Annotated in this window: 1 protein-coding gene; it reads right to left on the bottom strand. The window is 68.2% G+C overall.

The annotated features are described in order from the left end of the window. Positions 1 to 365 (bottom strand): aminopeptidase P family N-terminal domain-containing protein (locus CIC12_RS02695; protein ID WP_174771876.1); only part of this gene is annotated, 365 nt, incomplete at both ends.

Genomic DNA, 365 nt, shown 5'->3' on the forward strand with positions numbered 1-365 from the left:
TTCGCATACGGCTCGACGCTGATGCCGTCGCCCGCCAGCGCGGCGGCCAGTTCGGGCGACACTTTGCCGTCAGCGACGAACAGCGCCACCCGATCGACGCCGATCAGCGCATGCGCGACGAATACCGGGTTATAGCTGACGTCGGCACCACGCAGATTCAGCAGCCATGCGAGGTCGTCGAGCGTCGAGACGAAGTGCCATTGCGCGCCCTGGTCCGCCATTGCGCGACGAATCCGCGCAAGCTTTTCCGCGCGCTCGACGCTCGCATGCGGCGCCGCGTGCTCGAACACGGCGGCGCTCGGCAGCGACGGACGCTGCGGCCAGATCGCGTCGAACAGATCGACGTCAGCGCGCAGCTGCACGCC

Origin of the sequence: Paraburkholderia sp. SG-MS1, from assembly GCF_012275575.1 — a bacterium.
In the GTDB taxonomy this organism is placed as follows: Bacteria; Pseudomonadota; Gammaproteobacteria; order Burkholderiales; family Burkholderiaceae; genus Paraburkholderia.